General features: G+C 65.6%; 22 protein-coding genes and 1 tRNA gene. 18 read left to right on the forward strand and 5 right to left on the reverse strand.

What is annotated here, in order from left to right; translation table 11 throughout:
- Window positions 1-8: 8 nt before the first annotated feature.
- A complete protein-coding gene (locus EJC49_RS21400; RefSeq protein ID WP_126701966.1) occupies window positions 9-1,589 on the reverse strand; it encodes a trimethylamine methyltransferase family protein in 1,581 nt (526 codons plus the stop codon).
- A gap of 314 nt (window positions 1,590-1,903) precedes the next feature.
- Between EJC49_RS21400 and EJC49_RS21405 the strand changes: the two genes are divergently transcribed.
- The 8 genes from EJC49_RS21405 (at window position 1,904) to EJC49_RS21440 (ending at window position 7,042) form a co-directional block, all read left to right on the forward strand.
- On the forward strand, window positions 1,904-2,464 hold the full coding sequence (locus tag EJC49_RS21405) for a hypothetical protein (protein ID WP_126701967.1): 561 nt from the start codon (window positions 1,904-1,906) through the stop codon (window positions 2,462-2,464).
- A 184-nt stretch (window positions 2,465-2,648) separates the two neighbouring features.
- Window positions 2,649-3,824: an MFS transporter gene (locus tag EJC49_RS21410; protein ID WP_126701968.1), complete on the forward strand. Its 1,176-nt coding sequence runs from the start codon at window positions 2,649-2,651 to the stop codon at window positions 3,822-3,824.
- A gap of 40 nt (window positions 3,825-3,864) precedes the next feature.
- Entirely contained in the window at window positions 3,865-3,993 is a 129-nt protein-coding gene (locus tag EJC49_RS26225; protein ID WP_280960058.1) for a hypothetical protein, read from the forward strand.
- A 57-nt stretch (window positions 3,994-4,050) separates the two neighbouring features.
- Window positions 4,051-4,476 carry a type II toxin-antitoxin system HicB family antitoxin gene (locus EJC49_RS21420; RefSeq protein ID WP_126701969.1) on the forward strand — a complete coding sequence of 142 codons (426 nt, stop codon included), beginning with the start codon at window positions 4,051-4,053 and terminating at the stop codon, window positions 4,474-4,476.
- Window positions 4,473-4,634 (forward strand): capsid protein, encoded by a 162-nt coding sequence (locus tag EJC49_RS21425; RefSeq protein ID WP_245453510.1) that lies wholly within the window; start codon window positions 4,473-4,475, stop codon window positions 4,632-4,634. Before EJC49_RS21420 ends, EJC49_RS21425 begins: the two co-directional genes overlap by 4 nt.
- Before the next feature lie 47 nt (window positions 4,635-4,681).
- On the forward strand, window positions 4,682-6,064 hold the full coding sequence (locus tag EJC49_RS21430; RefSeq protein ID WP_126701970.1) for an aspartate aminotransferase family protein: 1,383 nt from the start codon (window positions 4,682-4,684) through the stop codon (window positions 6,062-6,064).
- A gap of 125 nt (window positions 6,065-6,189) precedes the next feature.
- On the forward strand, window positions 6,190-6,600 hold the full coding sequence (locus EJC49_RS21435; RefSeq protein WP_126701971.1) for a carboxymuconolactone decarboxylase family protein: 411 nt from the start codon (window positions 6,190-6,192) through the stop codon (window positions 6,598-6,600).
- Between the two features lie 82 nt (window positions 6,601-6,682).
- The gene (locus EJC49_RS21440; protein WP_126701972.1) at window positions 6,683-7,042 is read left to right on the forward strand and encodes a hypothetical protein; all 360 of its coding nucleotides are present in this window, start codon (window positions 6,683-6,685) and stop codon (window positions 7,040-7,042) included.
- Window positions 7,043-7,314: 272 nt separating this feature from the next.
- Here the strand turns inward: EJC49_RS21440 and mmsB are convergent, their stop codons facing one another.
- Together mmsB and EJC49_RS21450 are read right to left on the reverse strand one after the other, a co-directional pair.
- Entirely contained in the window at window positions 7,315-8,199 is an 885-nt protein-coding gene (gene mmsB, locus EJC49_RS21445; protein WP_126701973.1) for a 3-hydroxyisobutyrate dehydrogenase, read from the reverse strand.
- Between the two features lie 227 nt (window positions 8,200-8,426).
- A complete protein-coding gene (locus EJC49_RS21450) occupies window positions 8,427-9,602 on the reverse strand; it encodes an isobutyryl-CoA dehydrogenase (protein ID WP_126701974.1) in 1,176 nt (391 codons plus the stop codon).
- A 256-nt stretch (window positions 9,603-9,858) separates the two neighbouring features.
- Between EJC49_RS21450 and EJC49_RS21455 the strand changes: the two genes are divergently transcribed.
- The 5 genes from EJC49_RS21455 to EJC49_RS21475 all read left to right on the forward strand — a co-directional run bounded on the left by EJC49_RS21455 (window position 9,859) and on the right by EJC49_RS21475 (window position 13,671).
- Window positions 9,859-9,943 (forward strand) — tRNA-Tyr (locus EJC49_RS21455).
- Window positions 9,944-10,131: 188 nt separating this feature from the next.
- A complete protein-coding gene (locus EJC49_RS21460) occupies window positions 10,132-10,422 on the forward strand; it encodes a hypothetical protein (RefSeq protein ID WP_126701975.1) in 291 nt (96 codons plus the stop codon).
- Window positions 10,423-10,456: 34 nt separating this feature from the next.
- Entirely contained in the window at window positions 10,457-11,014 is a 558-nt protein-coding gene (locus EJC49_RS21465) for a flavodoxin domain-containing protein (protein WP_170314819.1), read from the forward strand.
- Between the two features lie 570 nt (window positions 11,015-11,584).
- On the forward strand, window positions 11,585-12,952 hold the full coding sequence (locus EJC49_RS21470; protein WP_170314820.1) for a sensor histidine kinase: 1,368 nt from the start codon (window positions 11,585-11,587) through the stop codon (window positions 12,950-12,952).
- Window positions 12,949-13,671, forward strand: a complete 723-nt coding sequence (locus tag EJC49_RS21475) for a response regulator (protein ID WP_126701978.1) — start codon at window positions 12,949-12,951, stop codon at window positions 13,669-13,671. Before EJC49_RS21470 ends, EJC49_RS21475 begins: the two co-directional genes overlap by 4 nt.
- Before the next feature lie 21 nt (window positions 13,672-13,692).
- Here EJC49_RS21475 and EJC49_RS21480 read toward each other — a convergent pair whose 3' ends face one another.
- A complete protein-coding gene (locus tag EJC49_RS21480) occupies window positions 13,693-14,088 on the reverse strand; it encodes a hypothetical protein (RefSeq protein WP_210211836.1) in 396 nt (131 codons plus the stop codon).
- Between the two features lie 530 nt (window positions 14,089-14,618).
- On the opposite strand from EJC49_RS21480, the gene EJC49_RS21485 reads away from it, so the two are divergent.
- The 5 genes from EJC49_RS21485 (at window position 14,619) to EJC49_RS21505 (ending at window position 19,218) form a co-directional block, all read left to right on the forward strand.
- Window positions 14,619-15,524, forward strand: a complete 906-nt coding sequence (locus EJC49_RS21485; protein ID WP_170314821.1) for a DUF1236 domain-containing protein — start codon at window positions 14,619-14,621, stop codon at window positions 15,522-15,524.
- A gap of 78 nt (window positions 15,525-15,602) precedes the next feature.
- Window positions 15,603-16,265: a DUF1236 domain-containing protein gene (locus EJC49_RS21490; protein WP_126701980.1), complete on the forward strand. Its 663-nt coding sequence runs from the start codon at window positions 15,603-15,605 to the stop codon at window positions 16,263-16,265.
- Window positions 16,266-16,464: 199 nt separating this feature from the next.
- Window positions 16,465-17,454, forward strand: a complete 990-nt coding sequence (locus EJC49_RS21495; RefSeq protein ID WP_126701981.1) for an RluA family pseudouridine synthase — start codon at window positions 16,465-16,467, stop codon at window positions 17,452-17,454.
- Window positions 17,451-18,371: a DMT family transporter gene (locus EJC49_RS21500; RefSeq protein WP_245453511.1), complete on the forward strand. Its 921-nt coding sequence runs from the start codon at window positions 17,451-17,453 to the stop codon at window positions 18,369-18,371. The genes EJC49_RS21495 and EJC49_RS21500 overlap by 4 nt, the downstream gene beginning before the upstream one ends.
- Window positions 18,372-18,429: 58 nt before the next feature.
- A complete protein-coding gene (locus EJC49_RS21505; RefSeq protein WP_126701982.1) occupies window positions 18,430-19,218 on the forward strand; it encodes an ATP12 family chaperone protein in 789 nt (262 codons plus the stop codon).
- Window positions 19,219-19,240: 22 nt separating this feature from the next.
- Here the strand turns inward: EJC49_RS21505 and EJC49_RS21510 are convergent, their stop codons facing one another.
- The gene (locus tag EJC49_RS21510) at window positions 19,241-19,987 is read right to left on the reverse strand and encodes a polysaccharide deacetylase family protein (RefSeq protein WP_210211837.1); all 747 of its coding nucleotides are present in this window, start codon (window positions 19,985-19,987) and stop codon (window positions 19,241-19,243) included.
- Window positions 19,988-20,252: the final 265 nt, after the last annotated feature.

Consider the following 20,252-nt stretch of genomic DNA (forward strand, 5'->3'; position numbering starts at 1 on the left):
CGCCCTCGCTAAAAATCCGTCGGCGCGCCGCCCTCGGCGATGCGCCTGTCGACGAAGGCATTGAGTTCTTCCTCGACCGCCGGGTCGATCGTCGGGCGTTCGTAGCTGGCCAGCCGCTGCTTCCACACCGTATTGGCCTTTTGGTAGGCGGTGGGTGAACCGGCCTCGGCCCAGCTCTCGAAATTGCGCCAGTCCGACAGCACCGGCGAGTAAAAGGCGGTCTTGTAGCGCTCCTGCGTGTGAGGCGTGCCGAAGAAATGGCCGCCGGGGCCGACGGCGCGGATTGCATCGATGCCCAGCGCGTCTTCCGACAGGTCGAGCGGCGTCAGGAACTCCGCCACCATCTGCAACAGGTCGATGTCGAGGATGGTCTTCTCGTAGGAGCAGACGAGTCCGCCTTCCAGCCAGCCAGCGGCATGCTTGATGAAGTTGCCGCCGCCGTGGATGCAGCCCCACAGCGAAAACACGCTTTCATAGGCCGCCTGCGCGTCCAACGTATTGGCGGCGCAGACGTTGGAGGTGCGGTAGGGCAGGCGGTAGCGCCGCGCCAGCTGCCCGCCGACCAGCTGCGCCTTCATATATTCCGGTGTGCCGAAGGCCGGCGCGCCCGATTTCATGTCGACATTGGAGGTGAAGCCGCCATAGCCGACCGGTGCGCCCTTGCGCACCATCTGCGAAAACGCGATGCCCGCCAGCGCCTCGGCGTTCTGCTGGACCAGCGCTCCGGCAATGGTGACCGGCGCCATGGCGCCCGCCAGTGTGAACGGCGTGATGATCGACATCTGGCCGTGGCGGGCCATCTGGATGATCCCCTCCATCATCGGGATGTCGAGCCTGAGCGGCGAGTTGGTGTTGATGATGGTGATGAGCGAGGCCTCGTTCATCATCTGCTCATGGCTCACGCCTCGTGCGATGCGAGCGATCTCGATGCCGTCGAGGTTGCGCTCCTTGCCGAGCGAATAGACGTGGAAGGCCTTGTCGGTCATCAGCGCGAAGTCGCGCAGGCATTCGAGGTGGCGGATCGATGGATGCAGGTCGATCGGTTCGACCGGATAGCCGCCCGTCAGATGCAGGATGTTGTGCATCTGGCCGAGTTTAACCAGATCGCGAAAGTCGGCCTGGTTGCCGGCGCGCCGGCCCCGATCCGCATCCGAGCAGTTGGGCGCCGAAGCCATCTGCGCGAAGACGAGATTGTCGCCGCCGAGCGTGATGGAATGGGCCGGGTTACGCGCGTGCAGCGTCACCTGCGAAGGGCAGTAGCCCATGTATTCCATGATCAGGGCGCGGTCGAAGCGCACCCGCTGCGTGCCCGGCGTCACCTGCGCGCCCGCGCCCGCCATGATGGTGCGCGCCTCGTCGTGCAGCACCTCAACGCCGATGTCCTCCAGCACCCGCAGCGAGGCGTCGTGAATCGTTTCCAGCTGGTCGTCGGAAACAAATTTCACCGGTTCGAAGGGGATGCGCAATTGCCGGAACGGGGGTTGCTCGAAGGCCGCACCACTGCCAGCGCGCTTGCCTGCGCGTCCGCCGCCCCGGCGCGAGCGGTCGGCGCCGGCTGTGGGCTCGAGAGCCGAAATCTCGTCGGTCATGCGCGTCCCCGCGGGCAGGTCGGTTTCATTGCCGGCCATATTGGCGGCGCGGGCGGTGCGGGATAGCGGAGGCCGCGACCAGAAGGGCAAGGGATGCGACATGGGCGCCAAAACACTGGAGGCGACAAATTTATTGTAAAACAATCACCGAAAAATCTCTAGGAGAACAGAATATAACTCTCTGAATTTCAAGCGATAATTTCGGAATATTTCAAATTGGAAACTGCGACGAAGGCTAGGTAGTAAAAAATGTGCTTTTCAAAAATTCTTTCTATTGTAAATTATGATTTTTTGGGCCAGATGTGTGTAATGCAATGTCAGAATATGTTGAAAAGTGGAAGCAAGAAATAAGCTTGGAGTTTAAAAAGATAGAATTAGAAAAAACAAAGGCAAAATGGGATTTCTGGAAAACGCTTGTCGTCAGCGGTGCATCAGCGATCGCCATAGCTGTAGTCACTGCGTTCGGGTCGATATATGTCGGTTATCTAAATAATGAATCCGCCAAAGAGATAGAGCTGATTAAGATAGACTCAGGCCTAACAACTGCATTTGGCGCGCAGTTCCTTTCTGAGGATTTGGGTACGAGAATCCGCGCGGCTCATCTTTTCAAGTCAATCGCGCCCAGTGTGGAGATACGTTCTCGGTGGTCGCCCTATCATGAAGAACTTGCCGCGTTCAATGAAGCGATAATAAAGGCCGGCGGAGATCCTAGTAGCAGTATTCGATCATTGTTGAATGATGATGATTTTTTAAAGAACTGGGGCGGTATGGGTTGCCGGATGGATAGCATGGATGGGTGTATCGCGAACATGCCCTCGCCAGGATCTGACCTCTACCCGGCAATTCAGAACCCGGGAAAGGCAATACCCGGCTAGAGTGGAAGGAAGAGCAGTCTAGGCCGGCCTCCATGACCCAAAGGGTAGACCACGAGAGTTCGTGACCAAGTTCGATAGTTGACGAGCCTCCTGAGCCTTTTTAGTGCCTGCTCTTCGACTGGCCGACCGTCGCCTGGCCGCTGGCACTTCACGCGTGCGGCGTATGCGGGTTAGGGGCCTCGCTATGGCCACTGCCCCGACCCCCCGTTCCGCGCCGCTGCCCGTCGCAGCCCTTGCCGGCGTCACTGCCACGGTGACGGTGTTCGCCTTGGCGCAGGGACTGTCCTATCCGCTGTTCACCTTCCTGATGCAGGAGCAGGGCATGCCGCCGGCCATGATCGGCCTGTCGGCCGCCATGACGCCGCTCGGCATCATCGCGTCGGCGCCTTTCGTGCCGCGGCTGACCCGGCTCGTCGGCGGTCCGACGCTTGCCATCACCTGCGCGATCACCGCCTCCGTGCTGCTGTTCCTGGTCGGAACGTTGCAGAACGGCTGGGCCTGGTTCCTGCTGCGTTTCCTCATCGGCGTGGCGATCGACCCGCTCTACGTGCTGTCGGAGGTCTGGATGATCTCGCTCGCGCCCGCCGCCAAGCGCGGCCGGATCATGGGTCTCTACACCGCCATCGTCGGCGCCGGCTTCGCTGGCGGACCGCTGACGCTCTATCTGGTCGGCACCACCGGCTGGGCGCCCTTCGCGATCGGCATTGCCGCCTTCCTCGCCTGTGTCGCAATCCTCGTGGTGATCGGGCCGCGCCTGCCCACCATGCTCGACGATCATGCCGCCGTGCCGCTGAAGAGCTTCCTGCATCTGGCGCCTGCGCTGCTGATGGCGACCGCGGTGGCGGCGGCCTTCGAACAGACGATCCTGTCGCTCCTGCCCGTTTACGGCGCCGCCTACGGCATCGCCGCGGTCACCATGTCGGCCCTCCTGACGGTGATGATCTCGGGCAACATCGTGCTGCAGCTGCCGCTCGGGCTGCTCGCCGAACGGGTCAGTCCGCGCCTGCTGCTGATCGGCTGCGCGGCCATCAGCGCCGGGGGCGTGGCGCTCCTGCCGGTCTTCGTCGCCACCCCAGTCGTCTGGCCGCTGCTCTTCGTCGTCGGCGCCACCGGCTACGGCATTTACACCATGGCGCTGATCGAGCTCGGCAACCGCTTCACCGGCTCCGCGCTGGTGGCGGGTAATGCCGCCTTCGCGGTCATGTGGGGGCTCGGCGGCATCGCCGGCCCGCCGGGCGCGGGCTTCGCCATCCAGGCCTTCGGACCACAGGGCCTGCCCGCCGTGCTGATGGCGATGTGCGTGGCGCTGGTGGTGTTCGCCCTTTACCGCGAGAAGGTGCGGCGGCGCAGTGGCGATTGAGTGGCATTGAATTCCACACTTGTGTGGAGTATCATTCAGCATGAATGCGGCCGAGTTTCGGAAATGGCTGGCGGCGCGCGGCTGCACCTTCGAGACCCATCGGGGTGGCAGTGGCCATGTCCGTGTGCTGCTCGGCGAGGCGATCCATCCTGCCGATGCATGGCAGTAAGAAGGAACTCGGCACGGGACTCGTGAACAGGATCAAGAAGGATTTGGGATTGAAGTGATGCTGTCCTACCGTGTGCGTCTCGAGCCCGACGACGACGGCTCCGTTCTCGTGACCTGTCCGGCCCTTCCGGAGGTGACGAGTTTCGGGGCGGATGAGGCGGAGGCGCTGGAGCGGGTGGTCGATGCCGTCGAGGTCGCGCTTGCCGGCCGGATCGCGGACGGGACGGAGATTCCGGCATCCGACGCTGCCGGTACCGGAGACCGTGTCGTCGTGCCGGCGCTGACCGCCCTCAAGGTCGCGCTTCATTGCGAGATGAAGGGCGCCGGCGTGACCCGTGCCGACCTGGCACGCCGTCTCGGCTGGCACCGCGAGCAGGTCGACCGCTTGTTCCGGCTCGACCACGCCTCGCGCCTCGACCAGCTCGAGCAGGCGTTCTTCGTGCTCGGCCGGCGGCTTGACATCGCCGTCCGCGACGCCGCTTGAACCGCGAGCCCGGCCTCGTCTACACTGCGCGCATGCCTCTTTCGGCCCGCACCAGCAGGAAGCAGCCTGTCGCCGTGACCCCGTCGCGGCGGACGCTGCATGCCGAGTTGCTGCGGCTGTGCGCGCGCATCGGCTATTCGCCCCCGCTCTCCGCCTGAATCCGCCTCCGGCCCCGGCTGGAACGATTTCATAGGAGACCCACCTCATGACCTATCAGAACTACACTCTGGAACAGCTCCAGCAGATCGACGCCGCGCATCATCTGCATCCCTTCACCGACCACAAGGACCTGCGCGACGCGGGCTCGCGCGTCATCACCCACGCCAAGGGACCGTTCATCTACGATGCCGCCGGCAACGAGATCCTCGACGGCATGGCGGGCCTGTGGTGCGTGGCGATCGGCTATGGCCGCGACGAACTCGCCGACGCCGCCTATGCCCAGATGAAGGAGCTGCCCTACTACAACTCCTTCTTCCGCTGTTCGACGCCGACACCGATCCTGCTGTCGCAGAAGCTCGCCGAGATCGCGCCGTCGAACATGAACCAGGTGTTCTACGGCTCGTCCGGCTCGGAGGCCAACGACACGGCGCTGCGGCTGGTGCGCTGGTATTGGGCGCTGGAAGGCAAGCCGCGGAAGAACCGCGTCATTTCGCGCCACATGGCCTACCACGGCTCGACCATCACCGGCGCGTCGCTCGGCGGCATGCAGGGTATGCACGACCAGCTGGGCGGCGCGGTGCCCAACATCGCCCACGTCATGATGCCCTATGCCTACGAACTGGCGCAGCCCGGCGAAAGCGACCATGATTTCGGCCTGCGCGCAGCAAGGGCCGTCGAGGACGAGATCCTGCGCGTGGGCGCCGACAACGTGGCCGCCTTCATCGGCGAGCCGATCCAGGGGGCAGGGGGCGTCAAGATTCCGCCGGCGAGCTATTGGCCGGAGATCCAGCGCATCTGCCGGCAATACGACGTGCTCCTGATGCTCGACGAGGTCATCACCGGTTACGGCCGCACCGGCGACTGGTTCGCCGCCCAGTCGATGGGCATCGAGGCCGACACCATCACCACCGCAAAGGCCCTCACCTCCGGCTACCAGCCGCTCTCGGCGCTGTTCGTCTCCGACCGGGTGGCGGCCACGATCGTGGAGAAGGGCGGCGAGTTCTACCACGGCTACACCTATTCGGGTCATCCGGTGGCCTGCGCGGTGGCGCTGAAGAACATCGAGATCATCGAGCGCGAGGGCATGATCGAGCGCGTGCGCGACGAGACCGGCCCCTATCTCGCCAAGGCCCTGAAGGAGCGCATCGAAGGCCACGACCTCGTCGGCGAGGTGCGTTCGTTCGGCTTCCTCGGCGCGATCGAGATCGTCAGGGACAAGGCGACGCGCCAGCGGTTCCAGCCGGGCGGGTCGGCCGCCGTGCTGATCCGCGACCATGCGATCGCCAATGGCATGATGCTGCGCGCCACCGGCGACACCATGATCCTCTCGCCGCCGCTGATCTGGACGAAGGAGACGATCGACATGGCCTGCGACCGCATCGTCAAGGCGCTGGACCTCGCGAAGGAGGACCTTCGCAACGCCGGCTAGGGACTGTCCCCAAAGCTGCCGATCTCCCCACTCGTGGGGGAGATGGGCGGCGGCCCAGAGGGGGGCGCCGCAGGGCGCTGGCGATCATCCGAACACACGCAATTGACAGCTCCCGGAGACCTCCCATGTCCAACCCTCCCATCGTGTCCCTGATCGAATACGAGGACGCCTCGCCGGAGGTCCGCGCCGTCTACGACGACATCATGGCCACGCGGAAATCCGACTGGGTCAACAATTTCTGGAAGGTGCTGGCGCACGATCCGGCGCAGCTGAAGCGGATGTGGGAGAGCCTGAAGCAGATCATGGGGCCGGGTGCGCTCGATCCCTTGACGAAGGAACTGATCTACATCGCCGTTTCGGCGACCAATGGCTGCGAGTATTGCACCTATTCGCACACGGCCTCGGCGCGCGCCAAGGGCATGACCGACGCCATGCTGATGGAAGTTCTGGCGGTGGCCGGCAAGGCCAACGAAACCAACCGCCTCGCCAACGCGTTGAGACCACCCGTCGACGAGGCCTTCAAGCCCAGGGCTTGACCGACGGAGCACTGACCTCGAACCCTGCGCCGCGCGCCCCGTGCGGCGTCCGGCCGGCGTCCAAGGAAAGCACAGGACCAGCATGACCAGACGCAACAACCGGCGCTCGGGAATGATCCTCGCAGCCGATCTGATGCTCGCGCCCATGGTGGCGACGATGCGGCTCCCGCTGATGCTTTCGGAGCCGCGCGGCTCGGGCGTCATGGGGGTGGAGACGTTGAAGGCCGTAACCGAGAAGAGCGCTGCCTTCGCCGAGGGCCTGATGGCGGCGAATCTGTCCTACGTCACCTCGATGATGAGCTTCTGGCCAGAGGTGCTGGCCGGCAAGACCCCGTCGCTCCTGTCGGGCGCGGCGCTGGAGCATTCGCTGCACGCCGCACTGAAACCGTCGGGCAAGCGCGTGCGGGCCAACTTCAGGCGCCTGTCGCGTCCGGCGCTCTGAACGGGCGTTGCCCCCGAACACGAAAGCCGCACTCTCCCGGCGGGAAGAATGCGGCTTTGCCACGGAACGCATGGCACTTCGTCTTACTCTAACGCTTTGCGAATGTGCGGCTCCGGTACGCGAGACCTGATCCGGAGCAGGGGCGGCTTTCGCGTCGGCCGCCTTGCAATCCGTTGTAGAGGCACATCCTTACCGCGTGGTTAGCAGGTGATTAAGCAAGTCTGAATCGGCGCTTTTTTCGGGGCTCCGGGCGAGAAATCTGCACGGCCGCGTCAGCCCGCCCGGCCGCGCAGGAACTCGACGATACCGGAGAAGTCGGCGTCGGCGCCGCCCTGCGCGTTGAAGAGCGCGTAGAGCTGGGCCGCTTCGGCCCCCATCGGCGTGACGGCGCCCGAAGCGGACGCCGCCTCCTGGGCCAGCCGCAGGTCTTTCAGCATCAGTGCGGCGGCAAAGCCGGGCTTGTAGTCGCGGTTGGCCGGCGAGGCGGGCACGGGGCCGGGAACTGGGCAATAGGTCGTCAGCGACCAGCACTGGCCCGAGGATGTGGACGCGACGTCGAACAGCGCCTGGTGCGACAGGCCGAGCTTCTCGGCCAGCACGAAAGCCTCGCAGACGCCGATCATCGAGATGCCGAGGATCATGTTGTTGCAGATCTTCGCCGCCTGCCCGGCGCCGTCGCCGCCGCAATGGACGATCCGGCCGGCCATCGGCTCGAGGATGGGCTCCGCCCGGGCGAAAGCCTCGTCCGCACCGCCTGCCATGAAGGTCAGCGTGCCCGCGGCGGCGCCACCCGTTCCACCGGACACCGGTGCGTCGATCGAGAGCAGCCCATGCGAAGCCGCGATCGCATGCGCCTTGCGCGCCGAATCCACGTCGATCGTCGAAGAATCGATGAACAGCGTGCCCTTGGCTGCCTTCGGCGCGATGTCGGCCCACACGGCGACAACATGCTTGCCGGCCGGCAGCATGGTGATCACGACCTCCGCACCTTCGACGGCCGCGGCGGCGTCCGCCGCGACCGTCACGCCGTTGGCCGTCGCCGCCGAGAGATTGGCCGCCACGAGGTCGAAGCCGCGCACGACATGCCCGGCCCTGACGAGATTGGCGGCCATCGGGTTGCCCATGTTGCCGAGACCGATGAAGGCGATGGTGGTCATGTGGTTGGTCCTTCGGAGTGGGGAGTGAGAGGCGAATGGCGAATGGCGAATGGCGAATGGCGAATGGTTTTTCGTAACGCATCCGGCCATCAAGCGCTCATTTGATACTTTTTTGAAAAAAAAGCTGTTCTTTCTCCCTAATAAATACCCTCCCTATTCCCTATTCCCTATTCCCTATTCCCTATTCCCTATTCCCTATTCGCCATTCGCTATTCGCCATTCGCTACTCACCGCCCCACCACATGCCTCGCGATGATGACGCGCATGATCTCGTTGGTCCCCTCGAGGATCTGGTGGACGCGCAGGTCGCGCACCAGCTTCTCGATGCCGTAGTCATGCAGGTAGCCATAGCCGCCGAGCGTCTGCAGCGCCTCGTTGGCGACGTCGGATCCGGCGTCGGTGACGAAGCGCTTGGCCATCGCCGACCATTTGCCGGCGTCGGGCGCCTTGCGGTCGAGCTTGGAGGCGGCGGTGTAGAGAAGCATGCGCGAGGCCTGCAGGCTGGTCTCCATGTCGGCGAACTTGAACTGCATCGCCTGGAACTGGTCGATGGTCTTGCCGAAGGCCTTGCGTTGCGAGGCGTAGTCGAGCGCCTTGTCCATGGCCGACTGTGCCCCGCCCAGCGAGCATGCGGCGATGTTGAGGCGTCCGCCGTCGAGCCCCGCCATGGCGATGCGGAAGCCGACGCCTTCGCCCGACAGGAGGTTCTCGGCCGGCACCTTGCAGTCCTCGAAGATGACCTGGCGGGTCGACTGCATGTGCCAGCCCATCTTGTTCTCGATCGCGCCGAAGGAGAGGCCGGGCGCATCTTTGGGGATCACAAGCGTGGAGATACCCTTCGGGCCATCCTCGCCGGTGCGGACCATGGTGACGTAGTAGTCCGTGTCGCCCGCGCCCGAAATGAACTGCTTGGCGCCGTTGAGCACGTAGTCCGACCCGTTGCCGCCGCTGCGGACCGCGCGGGTGCGCAGCGCTGCGGCGTCTGATCCCGAACCCGGCTCCGTCAGGCAATAGCTCGCCAAGGTCTCCATCGAGGTCAGCGACGGCAGCAGGCGCTGCCGCTGTTCGTCATTGCCGAACACGTCGATCATCCAGGCGGCCATATTGTGGATCGAGATGAAGGACGAGAAGGCCGGGCAGGCCTGTGCCAGCGCCTCGAAGATCAGCACGGCATCGAGCCTCCCCAGGCCCGAGCCTCCGACGTCGTCGCGCACATAGATGCCGCCGAAGCCGAGCGGGCCGGTTTGCCGGATCACGTCGTCGGGGAAATGCCGGTTTCGGTCCCAGTCCAGCGCATGTGGCGCGACCCGGTCGTCGGCGAAGGCGCGTGCCATGTCCTGGATCGCGCGCTGGTCCTCGTTGAGATCGAACTGCGATATGGCTGTGTCGACCACCGCGTCCATGGCGTCCTCCCTGGCGTCGATTGTCTTTTGGCCACTCTAGCCCAATGTCGGGGGCGCGCAACATTTCGCCCGGCACAGTGGCTGTGCATCGAATCGCCTCGTGCTGTGCGCGGCTTCGAGTGCGGCGCGAGCCCGGGCGCTCCAATCTCCCTGCAAAACGGCGCCGGATGTGGTTGACACGCTTGGAGCCAGTCGCCATAAGGCCCCTCGCGAATGGCCGAGTCCGGCGACGGACATGACCTTCGCGATGGCATCCGGAGGGGTGTCCGAGTGGTTAAAGGAGACGGACTGTAAATCCGTTGGCTCAGCCTACGCTGGTTCGAATCCAGCCCCCTCCACCATCGTCCCGCCTGACGGAAGCTCTCTGATCCCGCCATCGTCGAAATGAACCCCGCGGGTTCATGATCGGCCGCGTCCTGCCCGCCGGCTTGCGCATGCGCGGCGTGGGCAGCCTCTTCCATTTGACCCTTGTCAATGTAGGGGCGTCCTGTGCGGCCTAGGGTCCGGCGCATCGAAGAGAGGATGCGCCATGAGATTTCCCTCCCGCCTGGCCGTGGCCGCCGCGAGCCTGTTGCTCGTCTCCGGCACGAGTTTCGCGCAGACCGGCAATCCCGCCTGGCTCGAGCAGCTCGAACTGCAGATCGCATCCGAAGAACAGTGCGAGGTCGGTTTCTACATCTACGTCAACGAGGAAAAGCTCGGCGGGCGCACGGTCCAGGAGGCGCGGGCGCAATGTGTCGATGGCCGCCAGTTCGACGCCTCGCGCACGGAACCGGATTCCCGCTTCACCATCAGCGAATGCGGGACGCGCGTCTGTTGACGCGAAATCGCCCCGCCATCCAAGGAGCAATGCCATGCATGTCCTGATCATCTTCGGAACCGTGGAGGGGCACACACGCAAGATCGCGCGCACCCTGTCATCGACGGTGCAGAGCCTCGGCCACCAGGCGACGGTGTTCGACGCCGGCGACCTGGGCGACGTCGATCTCGACCTCGCCGACGCGGTCATCGTCTGCGCGCCGGTCCACCTGGGCGCCTACCCGGTGGCTATCTCGCACTGGCTGAAGACGAAGGCCGAGCGGCTCGCCAAACTGCCGGGCGCCTTCGTGTCGGTCTCGCTCGCCGCCGCGTCGCCGTTCCCCGAGGAGCATGCTGAGATCCAGAGCATCACCGGCACGCTGTTCGAGCAGACCGGCTGGAGGCCGAAGATGGTGCATCAGGCGGCCGGCGCCCTGAAATATCCGCAGTATGATTTTCTCAAACGGCTCCTGATGAAGCATATCGCCTATCGCGAGGGCGGGCCGACCGACGTCACCACGGACCACGAGTTCACCAACTGGAACGCGCTGGCGGCCTTTGCCGAAGGTTTCATGGAAACCTGCCAGACGGAAAGCGTGTCCGGGACGGACTGACGAGCGCTTGGGTCATCCCAAGCGCGTCAGAGTGGTATCGGGCTTTCCGATCCGCTAAGACTGCCTCTGTTCACCGGGGGGCAGTAAAACTGTCATGAAAGACATCGCGATCCTTGCGGCAGGCGGGTTTGTCTGCCTGGCGCTGCGGTCTTCGGCCGTCACGCAGACGTTGCGCCCGGCAGGGCGCCATTCCCGCGGGGTACGCGCGTGAACGACGGCGCTCGATCCCCTGCCATGCGCCTGTTCGTCGCCCGCCTGCTCGGTGGGATCACGAGATGAGAAGGATGCGCGTCCCCCCGCCGTTCCGCGCGCGTTCCAAGCAGCGGCGATGCGCCCGCGGCGACCGTAATGTTTCGTGTCGTGCCGGCTCGGGAACCTGTCGGGCCCCTTGCGGTTTTCTCCGCAGCAGAACCAAGGGGCCCGCCGTTCATCCGGCGGCAGACGTTTTCGATGCGAAGCCATGGTCCATTCAGCGCGGTCGGCTCGTTTGCTGGGCCGATGTGGCGGGCGCCCGCCCGCTTCGGGCCGGACGCTGACGGGGCGGCCGCCATGGATCGCTGGATGGCCCTCATGAGGAGCATGACGAGCGGCTGGGGCAGGCAGACGCTTGCCGGCCAGTTTCTTCTGTTGGGCGGGCTGGTGTCAGTCGTCGCCATGATCATGGTGGGGGCTGTCGTATCTGGCCTGATCCGGGAAGCCGTCACGCGCAACGCCGCCGCCACCACGGCGCTTTACGTCGACAGTGTGATCGCGCCCCTTCTGCCGGACATGCAGCGGACGGAGAACCTCGAGGAACAGGACCGGCGCGCGCTGGACGAAACCCTTTCGCAGGGCGCACTGGCCAGCCGGCTCATATCGTTTCGACTTCTGGCCGCCGACGGCACCGTGCTCTACGCCGACGAGGGTGACCTGATCGGCAAGAGCGTTGACCTCGACGCCATGGCCGTCCAGGCGATGCAGGGCCGCGTCACGGCGGATTTTGCCCGCTTCGGCGAAATCGACGGCCCCATCCTGCGGGTCTACAGCCCCGTCCTCCAGCCGTGGAGCGGCGAAGTCGTCGGTGTCATGCAGTTCGACGAAACCGCGCCGGATCTCGTGTACGATCTCTGGCGCGCGCAGGTGCACAGCTGGTTGTCCGTCGCCGGTGCGACACTGGGGCTGTTTCTGGCGCTCTCCCTCGTGGTGCTTCGCGGAAGCCGCACGATCGACCGTCAGCGTGTCGATCTGGCGATGCGGGTGCGCGACCTCTCCGTGCTTCTGGCGCAGAACCAGGATCTGCATCAGCGCGTCCAGGGCGCGTCACGCCGCGCCACCGCGCTGAACGAGAGCTATCTGCGCCGCGTCGGCGCCGACATCCATGACGGACCCGCGCAACTGATCGCGCTCGCCGCGCTGCGGCTCGACAGCAAGGCGATGACGGGCGCGGTCAAGTCCGAGGAGGGCTTGCGCGAAGCACAGGCGGTGAAGGCCCACCTCGACGATGCGATGAAGGAAATCCGCTCGATCTGCACCGGACTCGTGCTGCCGCACATCGAGACGGCGTCGCCGGAGGAAATCATCAGGCAGGTGGCGCGGACCCACCAGAGTCGCACCGGCACGGAGGTCCACCTCGACCTCCATGACGTGCCGGAAGCCATCAGCCCGGCCGAGAAGATCTGCCTCTACCGCTTTCTCCAGGAAGCGTTGACCAACAGCTTTCGTCATGCCGGCGGAAAGCGGCAGTCGATCGCGCAGCGGGTCGATGGGGGCATGCTGGTCATCGAGGTCGCCGACGGCGGCGGCGGGTTCGACCTGTCGGCAACCCGGCCCGGCAGCCTGGGTCTCCCCGGACTTCGCGACCGCATCGAGAGCATCGGCGGCACGTTCGAGGTGGAAACCTCGCCTTCCGGAACACGGCTGCGCATGACCCTGTCGATGGATGGAAGGGCGAAGGCATGACCGGTACCATCCGGATCGCGGTGGTGGACGATCACCCGCTGTTTCGCGAGGGCGTCATGCGCATCCTGCGCGAGGTGGATGGTCTGGACGTGGTCGGCGAAGGGGGCAGCGGAGCAGACGCCGTGCGCCTTGTCGCCGATGTCGGCCCCGACATCCTTCTTATGGACATCTCCATGCCCGACGGCGGCCTCGAGACCATACCCGCCGTGCTCGCCGCCCGGCCCGGCCAGAAGATCGTCATGCTGACGGTGTCGGAGTCCGGCGACGACGTCACCCGCGCCATGCGATCCGGGGCGATGGGCTACGTGCTGAAGGGCATCGGCGCGAAGGCGCTGGCGGAGGTGCTGGTGGCCGTCGCAGCAGGCGAGCGCTACGTCTCGCCCACGCTGTCGGCACGTCTGTTGACCGCCGCGGAAGGCGGCCACGACCGCCCTGACGCGGTCGACCCCTTGGCGCAGCTGACGCCGAGGGAACGCGACGTGGCCTGCCTCGTCGCTTCCGGGCTGAGCAACAAGCGCGTGGCGCTCAGGCTCGATCTGCACGAGAAGACCGTGAAGCATCACATGACCCGGGTGCTCGCGAAGCTTAACGTGTCGAACCGCACCGAGGCGGCGTTGCTGCTTCATCGGGCCGGGTGCCTGGCCTCGACCGACGAAGCTAGCGAGCGGCCATGGAGTGAAGGCGCTGCCAGTCCTGTGGGGTCGCTTTCCTGTCGATGATGGTGCGCCCGCGGGCGTCCTTCATGACGTAGCGGCCAGGTTCGAGATGCTCGCGCTTGCCGTCGTGATATCGGACCTCGATGGAGCGCCCCCGGATCTGGATCGTGGTGCCGGCCGCCGCACCGGATCGCGAAAGCCCGGGCGCGGTGCCGACGAGACCGGATGCCTCCGAACGCCCGAGACCTTTTCCCTGGCCACCGGCATTCCCGCCCGCGTTTCCACCGGCATTACCGCCTGCATTACCGCCCGCGTTTCCACCGGCATTGCCGCCTCCGCTTCCACCACCGCTTCCGCCGCCACCACCGCTTCCGCCACCGCCGCCGCCGCTTCCACCACCGCTTCCGCCGCCACCACCGCTTCCGCCGCCGGCGCCGCTTCCGCCACCACTTCCACCGCCGCCGCCGTTACCCCCACCATTGCCACCGCCGTTGCCACCGCCGGCGCCCTCGCTGTTGCCCTGCGCGAATACGGGGGATGTGGTCGTCATCCGCAGCATGTCCGCCGAAAACACCGCCACGCCGATGAACAGAAGCGTCAATGCTCGACGAGTGATCATGATCGAACCTTGCAAGCCGGGAGGGGGCGTCCGCACACGACGGCCGGGCGCCAGCATACATTCAACTTAGCACCACGCCGAGCGTCAGGAACCCGAAACAGAGCGAGAACACCGGCAGGAGCAGCCACCGCGCCTGATATACACTATTTTCCATCGTCATCTCCCTTGTCGAATGAGGCGGGAATGAGGTGCGGGGCTGCCCGTTCCTGATTTCGTCGGCATCGGGACCATCGCGCGGGACCATGCAGGGCCAAAGTCCCAGGCCTTCGATGCGATGGTCCCGGTGCGGAACGGACCTGAGACCGAACCCGGAACATCCCCGTCCATCGGTGGTTCAAGCTGCGCTTCCCCGCTGCGTCTCGTGGCGGGAAGGCAGGCGGAAGACCTGCGGATGGGCAAGCATATCCATCGCTCACAAGCGAATTCCTCAGGTCGAAATCCGCACGACACAAAGACAACAGAAGTCCGAACGGCATGTTCGGAGTTCAAGGAGAATGACATGAGACCGATTCTTACCAAGACCTTGGCGATAGTGCTGCTCGCCGGAACGGCGACCTTCGCCACCCAGGCCGGCGCCCAGGGCGATACCACGCTCAAGCCCGTGGCCGGCGCGAAGGCCGGCGCACAGGCCGGTGGGACCTCCGCCAGCAAGCCATCCGTTTCAGCCGGCGGCGGCGCCGAACTGACGCGACCGTCGAGCGAAAACGCCGCATCGCAGTCTGCGCCTGGCCAGCAGATGCGGTCGGGCGACGTCGATTCGGCTGCGGTAGCAGCCCCCGGCCAGCTGCATAAGTCGGGAGAAGTGGACAGCGCCGCCGAAGCCGCGCCCGGGCAGTTGAATCGGGCCGCCTCGGACGACACGGCTAAGGGAGGGAACTCCGCATCGCAGTATGCGCCTGGCCAGCAGATGCGGTCGGGCGACGTCGATTCAGCCGCTGACGCCGCGCCGGGCCAGTTGCAGAAGTCCGGCGACGTGGACAGCGCCGCCGAAGCCGCGCCCGGACAGCTGAAGGACGGTGTCTCCGGCGAGACGACCGCCAGCATCGATCTGTCGGCAGAGCAGCGGTCGGAGTTTCGTCAGGTCATCGTCGAAACCAACGTGGCGCCCGTGGATGTCGACATGCAGGTCTCGATCGGCGCGACGGTTCCCGGCTCGGTCACGCTCCACCCGCTGCCGCCTCGGATCGTCGAGATCGTCCCCGCCTATCGCAGCTACCAGTACTTCGTTCTGGCAGGCGGGCAGATCGTCATCGTCGAGCCGGCCACGATGGAGGTGGTGTACGTCATCCGGTCCTGACCGGAAGACGACCGCCATCCATTGCGCGTCCGGCCCTCGGACGCGCCCGACCCAGCCCCCAATCCATGGAGTCACATCATGAACAAGTCTCTCTTTTCGATCGGCATCCTTGCCGTTTCCGCCCCTCTCGCTTTCGCGACGCCGGCTTTGGCGCAGTTCGCGGCCGTCGCCACCACCGACCTCAACATTCGCAGCGGCCCGGGGCCGCAGTACGAGGTGGTCGGGTCGATCGGTGCGTCTGAAACCGCCACGGTCAATGGCTGCATGGAAGGGAGCCGGTGGTGCGAGGTCAGCCACAACGGCGTGACCGGCTGGTCCTATTCCGAATACCTCGCCGGTGACTTCGGCGGCGAACGGATCGTGATCTCGTCCGCACCGGCGACGGTGGAGGTGCCGGTCGTCGACTATGAGCAGACCGCCAGCACCAACGCGACGGTGGGCGCGGCGGGCGGCGCCATCACCGGTGCGCTGATTGCCGGCCCGGTCGGTGCCGCGATCGGCGGCGTGGCCGGCGCGGCGGCCGGTGCGGTCGTCACGCCGCCCGAGGCGGTTCGTACCTACGTTGTCGAGAACCGCACGGATCCGATCTACCTCGACGGCGAGGTCGTGGTCGGTGCCGGCCTGCCGGACACGGTCGAGCTGCGCGAGGTTCCCGACTACGAGTACCGCTACCGCTATGTGAACGGTCAGCCGGTTCTGGTCGACCCGACGACGCGCCAGATCGTCTACGTCTATCGCTGACCCGGCCAAAGGCGGGAGGCCGCGCAGATCGGCCTCCCGCTCGGCCCCGGCTTTTCCGGGCAAGGCCCGGTTTCCCCTAAAAACGGGAGACCGGGCCTTGCCCATTCCTTTTTTGCATTCCGTCCCCGCCTGCACTATTGGCTTGCCGAACGGACGGCAGCGCCGCCCGCATCCACCATCGAGGCAGCCGCAGGCAATCATGACGGGCATCCAGCAGATCAGCGTCGAGCCGGGCGAGGCGGGCATGCGGCTCGACCGCTGGTTCAAGACGCATTTTCCGGGGCTCGGCTTCGGGCACCTCCAGAAGCTCCTGCGATCCGGCCAGATCCGCATCGACGGCGGGCGCGCCAAGTCCGACACGCGCGTCGAGCCGGGCCAGGTGATCCGGGTTCCGCCGCTCGGCGTCGACCGCAAGGGCGACGTGCCGCTGACCGGCAAGTCCATCCGGGGCCAGGACGACGGCGCGGTACTGGCCAAGATGCTGATCCACGAGGATGACAAGGTCTTCGTCTTCAACAAGCCGTCGGGGCTGGCCGTGCAGGGCGGTTCGGGCGTGACGCGCCATGTCGACGACATGCTGGAGGCCTGGCGCAACAAGAAGGGCGAGAAGCCGCGCCTGGTGCATCGCCTCGACCGCGACACGTCGGGTGTTCTCGTCGTGGCGCGTTCGCGGCTGGCGGCCATGAAGCTCGCCGAGGCGTTTCGCGGTCGCGACGCCAAGAAGACCTACTGGGCCCTGGTGAAGGGGGTGCCGGCCAAGCGCGAGGACAAGATCTCCACCTGGCTGGTGAAGGAACAGACGCCGGACGGCGACAAGATGCGGGTGGCCCGGCATGGCGAGCCGAACGCCGACCATGCCGTCACCTACTACCGCGTGGTCGAGCAGGCGGCGCAGTCGCTCTCATGGCTGGAAATGGAGCCCTATACGGGGCGCACGCACCAGCTTCGCGTTCACGCCGCCCACATCGGCCATCCCATCATTGGCGATCCGAAATATTTCGAGGCGGACACCAATTGGGACTTCCCGGGCGGCTTGCAGAACCGCCTGCACCTCCATGCCCGCCGCATCGTCATTCCGCATCCGGATCGTGGCGTGATCGACGTCACCGCGCCGCTGCCGCCACACATGCGCCAGAGCTGGAACCTCCTGGGCCTCGACGAGGCAAATGCCGACGAGCACCAGAGGTGAGCGTGACGACCGATACATTCGAGCGTCGCGACGCGGTCGACGGCGCCGCCGTCGCGCTCATGCTGTTCCTGACATTTGCCTGGGGCTTGAACGGGGTCGCGGCGAAGATTTCCAACCAGGGCTTCGATCCGGTCTTCGTCACCATCGTCCGTTCGGCGATCGGCGCGGCCTGCGTCTTCGCCTGGTGCCGGTGGCGCGGCATTTCGCTGTTCGATCGGGACGGCACGCTGAAGGGAGGGCTCGCAGCCGGCGCGCTGTTCGGTATCGAGTTCGCACTGATCTTCACCGGGCTCGACTACACGACCGTCGCGCGCAGTGCGCTGATGGTCAACACGATGCCGTTCTGGGTGCTGATCGGCGCCCATTTCCTGCTGGGGGAACGCATGTCGCTGGTCAAGGTGGCGGGAACGCTGCTCGCCTTCGGCGGAGTGGCGCTGGTGTTTTCCGACAAGCTCAGCCTGCCGGGACCGGAAGCCATCATCGGCGACCTGATGAGCCTGGCAGCCGGCATGGCCTGGGCCGCGACCATCATCGTCATCAAGACGACCCGGCTGTCGACCGCCCGTGCCGAAAAGACGCTGCTCTACCAGCTTGCCGTCGCGCCATTGGTGACGCTGCCGCTGCTCCTGTTCACGGGACCAGTCCTGCGCGACGTCGGCCTCGTTCCGATCGCCTCGATCCTGTTCCAGGCCATCTTCATCGTCGCCTTCACCTATCTGCTCTGGTTCTGGCTGATGCGGCGCTATCCGGCCGCCGGGCTGTCGTCCTTCGCCTTCCTGACCCCGGCTTTCGGCGTGCTGGCTGGCGGGCTTCTGCTCGACGAGCCGCTCAGCCTGCGCATTTTCCTGGCGCTGGGGCTGATCGCGGTCGGCATCGTCATCGTCAACCGCCCGGCGCGTCGAATCCCTCCGGCTTGAACGGCGGCCGAACCGGCTTACCTTTGGCTTCTCCTTCCTCGACGACGGCAAGACAACGATGCGTGACATCCTGAACGATCTCGACGGCGGATTCCTCTCGGATCCCGATCCGGTGAAGCGGGCGCAGATCCAGATGCGCCAGCCGCTGCCGAAGCGCTTCTACGAAGTCGTCTCGGTGGCGTCCGTCGAAAACGGCTACGGCGTGCACCTCGACGGCCGCCCGGTCCGAACCCCCGGCAGGGGGCCGCTCACCGTTCCGACCGAGGCAGCGGCGCGGCTCGTCGCCGACGAGTTCGGCGCGCAGGAAACCGAGATAAACCCTGTCAGGATGCCGGTGACACGGCTCGTCAACACCGTCATCGAAGGCGTCACGCTCGACCCCGACGCGGTGATCGAGGACATCCTGCGCTATGCCGGGACGGATCTGCTCTCTTACCGCGCCCAAAGCCCGGAAAAGCTGGTCGCGCTGCAGGCGCAGGCCTGGGATCCCATTCTCGCCTGGGCCCGCGACCGGCTCGGCGCGCGGCTGTTCTTGGCCGAGGGCGTCATGCATGTCGAGCAGCCGATCGAGGCGATCGCCTCGATCGGCGCACATCTGCGCCGCGACCCCGCTGCCTTCCGGCTGGGATGCCTGCACATGATGACGACGCTGACCGGCTCGGCGCTCCTGGCGCTTGCCGTCGATGCCGACGAGATCGATGCGGAAACGGCCTGGGGCCGGGCGCATGTCGACGAGGACTGGACTATCTCGCAATGGGGAGAGGATGCGGAAGCGGCTGCCGCGCGCGCCAACCGCTGGCGCGATATGTGCGCGGCCGACGCGCTGCGCCGGGCCTTGAGGGTCTGAGCAGAAGCCGACGTATGGTCGGTCAACCGCGGTCGGGGGATGTCGTTTCCAACTTCGGCAGAGCGACCGGCGCCGATGAAGCAATCAGGTCTACGCCGGTGCGGGCGGGCACCAGATGCACGACCTTGTATCCACGCTCCTTCAGGTCGGCGAGAAGCAGCGGCAGCATGGTCGCGGTGCGGGCATGAAGGTCGTGGAAGAGGATGACGCCCGAACCGCGTCGCTCCACGGCGGCGACGGCGCGGGCGCGTAGCGCGTCGGAACCGGAAGCGTAGTAATCCCTCGAATCGATGTCGACGTCGATGACGACGATCCCCTGGGCGGCCAGGCTGCCGCGGAGCGTCGTGGTGTCGGCGAGATAGGGAAATCGGAAAAACGGCGCGGGACGGTAGCCTCCCGGTCGCAGCGCGGCGGCAACGCTCTCTCGGCCTTCGCGTATCTGCGCTTCCGCCACGTTGACGCTGACCGTGCGCAGGTTTTTATGATTCTGCGTGTGGGTGCCGATGGTGTGCCCGGCAGCCGCGACCTTGCGTGCCGTTCCCGGGTAGGCATTGGCCATCTGCCCGACCATCAGGAAAGTCGCCTTGACGCCGAACTGATCGAGTGCGCGCAGGATCGTATCCGTTTTCCCCGGAACCGGCCCGTCGTCGAACGTCAGCACCACCTCTTTGGGTCCCAGGCGGATATCGGATGTCTTCGAGACACTGATCGTTCGGCCAGCGAGGCCGCCGCGAGGAGCCGGCGGCTGACCCGGCCGCAGGATGGCCACATGCGGACTTGCCTCGTTTCGTGTCTGCTCGCCAGGCGCGAATGCGAGCGTTGCGCCGTCCGAACTCGACACTTGCTTGGGTGAATTGGCACAGCCGACCAGCGCGAGCGCGATGGTTGCGAGGAGGAGCAGACGCATGAAGCCACCAAATGCAATCAGAACTTGCTCCAGTGTCGATGAACATGGTTAACGCTCGCCTAAAAATGTCCGCGTCGCCTCCAATCCGGTTCATTCTGCCGAGGGTGGTCGGGCGCGACACGCTGTG

Source organism: Aquibium carbonis (assembly GCF_003970795.1).
Lineage (GTDB): Bacteria > Pseudomonadota > Alphaproteobacteria > Rhizobiales > Rhizobiaceae > Aquibium > Aquibium carbonis.

Bases quoted from the DNA above. Each gene is read 5' to 3' on its own strand.
- EJC49_RS21400 (WP_126701966.1), bottom strand. From the start codon at position 1,589: ATGACCGACGAGATTTCGGCTCTCGAGCCCACAGCCGGCGCCGACCGC.
- EJC49_RS21405 (WP_126701967.1), top strand. From the start codon at position 1,904: ATGTCAGAATATGTTGAAAAGTGGAAGCAAGAAATAAGCTTGGAGTTT.
- EJC49_RS21410 (WP_126701968.1), top strand. From the start codon at position 2,649: ATGGCCACTGCCCCGACCCCCCGTTCCGCGCCGCTGCCCGTCGCAGCC.
- EJC49_RS26225 (WP_280960058.1), top strand. From the start codon at position 3,865: ATGAATGCGGCCGAGTTTCGGAAATGGCTGGCGGCGCGCGGCTGCACC.
- EJC49_RS21420 (WP_126701969.1), top strand. From the start codon at position 4,051: ATGCTGTCCTACCGTGTGCGTCTCGAGCCCGACGACGACGGCTCCGTT.
- EJC49_RS21430 (WP_126701970.1), top strand. From the start codon at position 4,682: ATGACCTATCAGAACTACACTCTGGAACAGCTCCAGCAGATCGACGCC.
- EJC49_RS21435 (WP_126701971.1), top strand. From the start codon at position 6,190: ATGTCCAACCCTCCCATCGTGTCCCTGATCGAATACGAGGACGCCTCG.
- EJC49_RS21440 (WP_126701972.1), top strand. From the start codon at position 6,683: ATGACCAGACGCAACAACCGGCGCTCGGGAATGATCCTCGCAGCCGAT.
- mmsB (WP_126701973.1), bottom strand. From the start codon at position 8,199: ATGACCACCATCGCCTTCATCGGTCTCGGCAACATGGGCAACCCGATG.
- EJC49_RS21450 (WP_126701974.1), bottom strand. From the start codon at position 9,602: ATGGACGCGGTGGTCGACACAGCCATATCGCAGTTCGATCTCAACGAG.
- EJC49_RS21460 (WP_126701975.1), top strand. From the start codon at position 10,132: ATGAGATTTCCCTCCCGCCTGGCCGTGGCCGCCGCGAGCCTGTTGCTC.
- EJC49_RS21465 (WP_170314819.1), top strand. From the start codon at position 10,457: ATGCATGTCCTGATCATCTTCGGAACCGTGGAGGGGCACACACGCAAG.
- EJC49_RS21470 (WP_170314820.1), top strand. From the start codon at position 11,585: ATGAGGAGCATGACGAGCGGCTGGGGCAGGCAGACGCTTGCCGGCCAG.
- EJC49_RS21475 (WP_126701978.1), top strand. From the start codon at position 12,949: ATGACCGGTACCATCCGGATCGCGGTGGTGGACGATCACCCGCTGTTT.
- EJC49_RS21480 (WP_210211836.1), bottom strand. From the start codon at position 14,088: ATGGTGGGGGTAACGGCGGCGGCGGTGGAAGTGGTGGCGGAAGCGGCG.
- EJC49_RS21485 (WP_170314821.1), top strand. From the start codon at position 14,619: ATGGGCAAGCATATCCATCGCTCACAAGCGAATTCCTCAGGTCGAAAT.
- EJC49_RS21490 (WP_126701980.1), top strand. From the start codon at position 15,603: ATGAACAAGTCTCTCTTTTCGATCGGCATCCTTGCCGTTTCCGCCCCT.
- EJC49_RS21495 (WP_126701981.1), top strand. From the start codon at position 16,465: ATGACGGGCATCCAGCAGATCAGCGTCGAGCCGGGCGAGGCGGGCATG.
- EJC49_RS21505 (WP_126701982.1), top strand. From the start codon at position 18,430: ATGCGTGACATCCTGAACGATCTCGACGGCGGATTCCTCTCGGATCCC.